This is a genomic window from Pseudoalteromonas sp. TAE79 (assembly GCF_000498015.1).
Classification (GTDB): Bacteria; Pseudomonadota; Gammaproteobacteria; order Enterobacterales; family Alteromonadaceae; genus Pseudoalteromonas.
Window position 1 is genome coordinate 36,016 of sequence record NZ_AUTL01000295.1, and the last position, 6,961, is coordinate 42,976.

The following is a 6,961-nucleotide window of genomic DNA, read 5'->3' on the forward strand; positions in this document are numbered from 1 at the left end:
TATCATTTAGTTATCAACTTAAATCAAAGAAGCATTTGGCACCTATGAAAACGTCACTTAAAACACTTATTATCTCTTTTGTATTAGTAGTTTCACTTTTTGGCAAACTTGCTTTTGCTCAATCGAGCCAAGGTTATGCCGTTGACCTTCTCAAAGGCGAAGGTAACGTAAATGGCGTTAAGCTTGCGTATCAGTATCATGCACCTGGTATGCAAAACATTATTGGTGATGCACGCTTTTACTTTGAAACCAGCGTAAACATGTGGGAATACCGCCACGGCGATGAAACACAATCAAACCTAGTACTTGCTATGTCACCTGTGCTGCAATTTCCTGCTTTTAGTTTTAACAATACCCCATTTTATGTAGAAGCAGGCATTGGTGTATCACTGATTGATGAAACGCAATTTGCTGGAAAAAACATAAGTACTCACTACCAGTTTGAAGACCGCATAGGCCTTGTAGCCGATTTTGGCCACACCAATGTTGCCCTTCGCGTTATTCACTATTCAAACGCTGGCTTTAAAGAGCCAAACCCCGGGCTTAACTTTTTAACGCTTTCGGTAGCGAGACGTTTTTAACGTTATTGATTGTGTTTAAAGTTATTGATTGTATTTTGAGTAATTTAATTGCTGTTATAGCGCAAAGCGGTCACACTTAAACGTACTAAAGATTAGGTGATACTGCGATGCAAACTTGGCATATTGTAATTACTGTCGCTGTTGTTTTTGCCATTATCATTGGTAATATTGCGCTGATTAGACTCTCTGCAAAACAGGAGTTTAAAAAGCCCAACGCCAATATAAAAAATACAACAGACACAAAAAAGCCCTGATCAATCAGGGCTTTTTCAATAATACCAATTCGCTAAATATATTTTTGCTAATTTAGCCTACTAGCCAATGCGCCATTAGCGCAATAACAGGTAAAGTAATTAGCGTTCGCAAAATAAATATAATAAATAGCTCTAAAATATTTACCGGTATTTTACTGCCAAGTAAAAGTGCACCTACCTCAGACATATAAATAAGCTGAGTTACACTCATTGCGGCAATAATAAAGCGCGTTACATCACTTTCGATAGTCCCTGCTGCTAATATTGACGGAATAAACATATCAGCAAAACCAACCATAATAGTTTGCGACGCTGCGGCNCTGCTTCGGGTACTTGCAATAGCTCTAAAAATGGCACAAACGGCATACCTAAATACTGAAATATAGGCGTATGCTCAGCAATGATCAGTGCAAATGTGCCTACCGCCATTACTACCGGTAACACACCAAACACCATATCAAGCGCGTTATGTACGCCCTCTTTTATAGTGCCTTTAACACCCGTTGAGTTATCGGCTTTAGCTAATGCAACATCTAACGAATGGCCAAATAAAGTTTTATGACCCGGAATTGTTTCAGCGTCTCTATCTGGCTCAGTGCCATCAATAAGTAAATCTTTTTTAAAGCGCAGTGGCGGTAATCGCGGCACAATAATAGCGGCAACAATACCGGCTAAACATACCGTTGCGTAAAACGGTGCAAATAGGTATTCAAGTTTAACTTGCCCAAGCACCACTAAACTAAATGTAATTGAAACCGCTGAAAACGTAGTACCAATAATAGCCGCTTCGCGTTGTGTATAGTGCTTTTGATCGTACTGCCTTGCAGTCATCAAAATACCCACACTGCCATCACCTAACCACGATGCAGTACAGTCAACCGCGCTTCTACCTGGTACACCAAATACAGGGCGCATTACTTTGGTCATTAACGTACCAGCAAGCTCTAATAGACCAAAGTTAATTAATAGCGGCAGTAATAAGCCCGCTAAAATAAATACCGAAAACAACACAGGCAATAAGTCATTTAATACCAGCGCGCCAGTATTGGCCGAGGTAATCATCTCGCTGCCTAGGCTTAAGTACGTCATTAAACCAAACGCCATACCAAATAAGCGTACCACCAGCCATGTCCAGCTCACATCAAATAAATGCTTTAACAAAGGTGAGTTACATATAGCGGCGGGTTTAAACACTTTAGTAATTACAGAAATAACCCCTGTAATACAAATAATGAGGGTAATAATTGCTTGAGCAGAGCCAAGCATCATTGCTTGAACCGCTTTTGCCATAACGGCAATAGGAATGGTCATCCCTTGCGAAGTACTAATGGGTGTCATAAATAAAAACACACCAATTAACGAAGGAACCAAAAAAGTAAACCAAGTGCGCCACGTATAGTGTGAACGTTCAGGTAGCTGAGACATATTGTTTAACCTATAAAAACCACAAAAAGAGCATAGCGCTCTTTTTGTGGTAAAACTTATTATTATTTAAATTTTAATGCCGCGCTGAATGAGTGCTGCTTCTAATGCTTGTTGTAAACCATTCATAGTACCTGGCTCAAGCGTTTCGCCTTTATCATCCATCCACGTTAAGCTAGTACCGCCTTCTTTAGTTTTACTTACTAAAATTTGGTATTGGCCTTCATCAATAGGTAGTTGAGCTACGTCATCACCCCAAATTGAATCCCAAACGCTTGTTTCTGGTTTAGTATAATCTGCAGTAATTAAGCCCGTATCTGGGTTAATTTCAACAATAGAGAACGACAAACGCTCTAAAAACCCAGAGAAACGATCAAACACAGCGTCGTAAGATTGCTCAGTTACAAGTGCTGCATTACCTTTATTATCAAAGCCCATTTCAAGAGAAATAATACCTTGGCGTTTACGCATATCAACTTCAAGTTGACGGTAACGGTAATCAAACTCGCTCACTACTTGGTTAAGCGCACGTACTTCTAGCTGCTGCTTTAACAAATCAGTAAGTGTATGGTCGCCTTTAAAATCTATCAGCTCTACACGTAAAGACGCAGTACGCTGATGTGACTTTTCTTCAATAGTGAATCTAAATTTTTCTAAGTCATCGTTAACTTCATCGCCCCACCACCAAAAACCTTCTTCGGTTTTAATGATTGAGTACCAATCAGTTTCAATAGTACCTAGTAGCTTGTCTTCTTTAGTGGTTCCTGCATTGTTATCAGCGAGGACTGATTGAATCGTGTCCCAAAGAAATTCATCTAAATCAGCAATGCCATCGTTTTTATCAAAATAAATACGCGCTTGTTTATCTGTCTCTTCTACCCAACTGCCTTTAGCAATTGTTAATACTTGTGCCGGTGGGCGGTAATTTGTAGCTTCAGGATTGTTGTCGTATTGACCTACATCCATTTTATAAACTGGGTCTTGAGCTGGTTGAGATAACGACGTTGGTGCTTTTACAGGCTCATGCGTACGATAGTTACGTTCGTCATGTGCCTTATTAATAAATACACTACACCCTGATAAACTTACCAATACACTTACTGCAAGTGCTTTTGGGATCCAATACTGCACAGATATTTCTCCTTAGCATACCCTTTAATTGTTTTAACAAATATATGAGTGGGTAATGCCGATTTGGTTCAGTGTAAAATCAATATTAACTTTACATTTATTATTTGGCTGCCTAAATGCAATAAAGTTCAGCACTTCTACTTAGCAATAAAACTAAGCGCAAATAAGCAAATTTTAGCTATGGTACTTTCCCGTGCCAGTAAAAACAAGAAACACCGCACTTTAAAAGTGCTTAATTAGCGTGTGCTGTAGTTTAGAGCCCTTTTTGTGTTAAACTTCGCCGCCGTGCAACTTCTCGTGTGTATTTTTGGTGTTGCCAACTCGGTTGATATAATCCAAGTAACAAGGTATTTGAACTCATGACTGCATTTTCAAATCATCAAATTGTTTTAACAGCGATTGGCGAAGACAGACCCGGTATTGTAAGTGAACTAACCCAACTGGTTAGTGACTGCCACTGCAACATTATTGACAGCCGTATTGCTATTTTAGGCTGCGAATTTACCTTCATAATGCTACTCAGCGGCGACATGTCGGCAATAAGCCGTATAGAGCACGTACTGCCTACTAAAGCCATGGAACTTGGCCTACTAACCATGATGAAGCGTACAGCAAGTCATACTCCTAGCGAGTTTTGTGCAGGTTACACGCTTGAATACACTGGCATAGACACCCCTGGCACATTGAGCAAAGTAACGCGCTTTTTTGCCGACAGCAATATCAGCATTTGCTCGTTAAAATCAGACACGTTCGATGAGCAAGCTGATACAAAAATGCGCTGTGAAATTGAGTTTAATATTCCGGTTGATGTAGATATAGATCAATTTAAAATTAGTTTTGAGAGCCTTTCTCACACACTAAACGTAGATTATATTTTTAAACGAATTCGTTAAGGATGCTAAACATGAACACAATTAGTCCATTACAAGCTGGCGATACTGCACCCGCTTTTAGCCTACAAAACCAAAACGACGAAACAGTAACATTAAGCGAGCTGTTAAAAGAGCAACAAGTGCTTGTGTACTTTTACCCAAAAGCGTCAACGCCGGGTTGTACTGTACAAGCCGAAAACCTACGCGATGAGCAAGCACAGCTTGCTAAATTTAACACCCGCGTTGTAGGTATTAGCCCAGACCCAATTAAGCGCCTTAAAAACTTTGAAACTAAAAAAGAGCTTAATTTCGATTTATTAGCCGACGAAGACCACGCCATTGCAGAAGCATTTGGTGTATGGGGCTACAAAAAGTTTACCCCTGATTAAAATATATGATAAGAAACCTTGATGACTTTCTATGATAAATTGTAATTAATTTGAATAGATAATATCAAAGGTGTGTTATGTCAAAAACTCAAACTGGAGTAAACGAAGAAGACTTTAGATTATTAGAAATAGAAGTTGATACCTTAGCTAAAGTTAAATTTACAGAACAAGTAAACGAAGAAACATCTGAAATCATCATATCCCCTACTCTTGAACTCTCAAAACTAAAATCACGCTATAAAAAAACAAAAATCATTTTAGCTCCTGACGGAACTATTGTTTATCCGCAGTCACTTTATCTTGTGTCAAGATTAAGTGGTCAAGGCAAAATCAAGGACACTAATAGTATTGCCAAAGCTCTGCTTGCTTACTCTCGCTTTCTTGATAGCACACATTATGAAAGAAATGATGTTAATGGCAATATAACACCACCTGAATGTCTTACTTATAAAAGTTTGAGTAAATATGAGGAAGAAGGAGCCCCTTGGCGCTTCGCAGAATTCTTACTTTTAAACACTCGCCATAGAAGTTCAGAAGAAAATAAAGCTTTTGCTCTCAGCACAGCAAAAAGCTATGTAAACTCGGTAATTGGTTTTTATAAATGGCTGCAAATGCATGATTATATCAAACATGATCAGGAAAACGTCGTAACACATTTTTCAAAAGTAAATATGGGAACTGATTACAGAGAAAATCAGCACGACATGCTGGCACATACTAAGTCAAACAGGCCTCGTCAAATTGATATGTCAAACATCATGAAAATATTCCCTCGTGCTGATTCAACACCACCCCATAAAAAACTTAAACCAATGACTTTTGAACACCAATCCTTGTTTTATAATAATATCAAAAATTTACCATCAATATTTTCATTGATGTTTAGACTTGCAATTAAAACAGGACTTCGTATAAGTGAGTTATGTCACTTCCCAGAAGTTCAGATTGGTAAAATAGATGCTTCAGAATTAGATGCTATTCCTATTAAGATTACTGAAACTAAGTTCAATAAGCCCCGAATAATAGAAGTCCCCATTGATATTTATGAAGAACTTGAAATTTATAAGTTTAGTAAAAAGCGAATATATAATGTATCGAAGCACAAAAACCTTATAGATTCGGAAAATACAGATAATTCAGGTTTCCTTTTTCTATCTAATAAAGGCGGAGTATATTCTGAAAAAACTCTTGAAAAACATTTTAGTAATTTGCGTAGATTTATTATAACCTAAATTCGGATAATAAGTGCAATTTCTCAGATTAGATGGCCAGCTGTTATAATTCGGCCATTTTCTCGCCAAAGGAAATTGCTTTAATGAAATATAAACAGCTGACACAAGAAGAAAGATACCAGATTTACGCGTTAATAAAAGCAGGAAATAACCAAAAGCAGATAGCTGAAGAACTAACTCGTTCACCGTCATCTATTTCTAGAGAGCTAAAACGCAATAAAGGACTTAAAGGCTATCGGCCTAACCAAGCCAATAACTTTGCTGAACAAAGACGTAAGTCATCTTTCAAAGCAAGTAAGTTAACAGAGGACGTCACTCACTGGATTAATAAATTGTTGCATGACGGACTTTCCCCTGAGCAAGTGGCAGGCCGCTTAGCTTTAGAGAAACAGGTCGTTTTACATCATGAAACAATTTATCAATATATTTACAGAGACAAGGCTCGTGGTGGCAAGCTACATAAGACACTCACTCGTGCATGTAAAAAGTATAAAAAACGCTATGGAAGCTATGATAAACGTGGACAGATAGTTAATCGAGTCAGCATTGATGAACGCCCAAGTATTGTGGATTCAAAGTCTAGGATTGGTGATTGGGAGGGCGATACAGTGATAGGTAAAGGGCGTAAAAATGCGCTTGTCACAATGGTTGAACGTAAAACGTTATATACAGTCGTTCACAGAATTGAAAGCAAGCATGCGAAAATAACAGCCGATGCGCTGATCAAGTGTATGACACCATATAAAGGTAAGGTTATTACCGTGACGTTAGATAATGGAAAAGAGTTTGCTCACCATGAGCATGTTGCACAAGCATTAGAAGCTGATGTGTATTTCGCTCATCCCTATTCATCATGGGAGCGGGGCATAAATGAGAATACCAACGGCTTACTTAGACGCTTCTTCCCCAAGGGAACTGACTTTATGGCGCTAAGTGAAGCAGAGATACAGGCGGCAGTTGATAAGCTCAACCATCGGCCAAGAAAAACAAGAGGGTATAAAACCCCTCATGAATTATTTACGGGGCAATCAGAAGTTCTGGTGGCTGCATAATGATTGCACTTAATACTTGAATTCAAGT

General features: G+C 38.5%; 6 protein-coding genes and 2 pseudogenes. 6 read left to right on the forward strand and 2 right to left on the reverse strand.

The window, feature by feature from the left end; genetic code table 11:
- Nucleotides 1-44 precede the first annotated feature (44 nt).
- Together L655_RS0124605 and L655_RS1000000127355 are read left to right on the forward strand one after the other, a co-directional pair.
- Nucleotides 45-581: an acyloxyacyl hydrolase gene (locus tag L655_RS0124605; protein WP_024606589.1), complete on the forward strand. Its 537-nt coding sequence runs from the start codon at nucleotides 45-47 to the stop codon at nucleotides 579-581.
- 107 nt (nucleotides 582-688) lie between these two features.
- Nucleotides 689-835, forward strand: coding sequence for a DUF2897 family protein (locus L655_RS1000000127355; protein ID WP_076915315.1), 147 nt, complete (start codon nucleotides 689-691; stop codon nucleotides 833-835).
- Nucleotides 836-887: 52 nt separating this feature from the next.
- On the opposite strand, the pseudogene L655_RS01000000126175 reads toward L655_RS1000000127355, so the two are convergent.
- Nucleotides 888-2,260, reverse strand: a pseudogene (locus L655_RS01000000126175) (YjiH family protein).
- Nucleotides 2,261-2,326: 66 nt separating this feature from the next.
- Nucleotides 2,327-3,388, reverse strand: coding sequence for an outer membrane protein assembly factor BamC (bamC, locus tag L655_RS0124620; protein ID WP_024606590.1), 1,062 nt, complete (start codon nucleotides 3,386-3,388; stop codon nucleotides 2,327-2,329).
- 359 nt (nucleotides 3,389-3,747) lie between these two features.
- Here bamC and L655_RS0124630 point away from each other — a divergent pair, with 359 nt between their 5' ends.
- The 4 genes and pseudogenes from L655_RS0124630 (at nucleotide 3,748) to L655_RS0124645 (ending at nucleotide 6,933) form a co-directional block, all read left to right on the forward strand.
- Nucleotides 3,748-4,281, forward strand: a complete 534-nt coding sequence (locus L655_RS0124630; RefSeq protein ID WP_024606592.1) for an ACT domain-containing protein — start codon at nucleotides 3,748-3,750, stop codon at nucleotides 4,279-4,281.
- An 11-nt stretch (nucleotides 4,282-4,292) separates the two neighbouring features.
- A pseudogene (gene bcp, locus L655_RS0124635) lies at nucleotides 4,293-4,637 on the forward strand (thioredoxin-dependent thiol peroxidase); the annotation flags it as partial.
- An 89-nt stretch (nucleotides 4,638-4,726) separates the two neighbouring features.
- Nucleotides 4,727-5,881, forward strand: a complete 1,155-nt coding sequence (locus L655_RS0124640; protein WP_029752419.1) for a tyrosine-type recombinase/integrase — start codon at nucleotides 4,727-4,729, stop codon at nucleotides 5,879-5,881.
- 83 nt (nucleotides 5,882-5,964) lie between these two features.
- A complete protein-coding gene (locus L655_RS0124645; protein ID WP_024604033.1) occupies nucleotides 5,965-6,933 on the forward strand; it encodes an IS30 family transposase in 969 nt (322 codons plus the stop codon).
- Nucleotides 6,934-6,961: the final 28 nt, after the last annotated feature.

Bases quoted from the DNA above. Each gene is read 5' to 3' on its own strand.
- L655_RS0124605 (WP_024606589.1), top strand. From the start codon at position 45: ATGAAAACGTCACTTAAAACACTTATTATCTCTTTTGTATTAGTAGTT.
- L655_RS1000000127355 (WP_076915315.1), top strand. From the start codon at position 689: ATGCAAACTTGGCATATTGTAATTACTGTCGCTGTTGTTTTTGCCATT.
- L655_RS0124630 (WP_024606592.1), top strand. From the start codon at position 3,748: ATGACTGCATTTTCAAATCATCAAATTGTTTTAACAGCGATTGGCGAA.
- L655_RS0124640 (WP_029752419.1), top strand. From the start codon at position 4,727: ATGTCAAAAACTCAAACTGGAGTAAACGAAGAAGACTTTAGATTATTA.
- L655_RS0124645 (WP_024604033.1), top strand. From the start codon at position 5,965: ATGAAATATAAACAGCTGACACAAGAAGAAAGATACCAGATTTACGCG.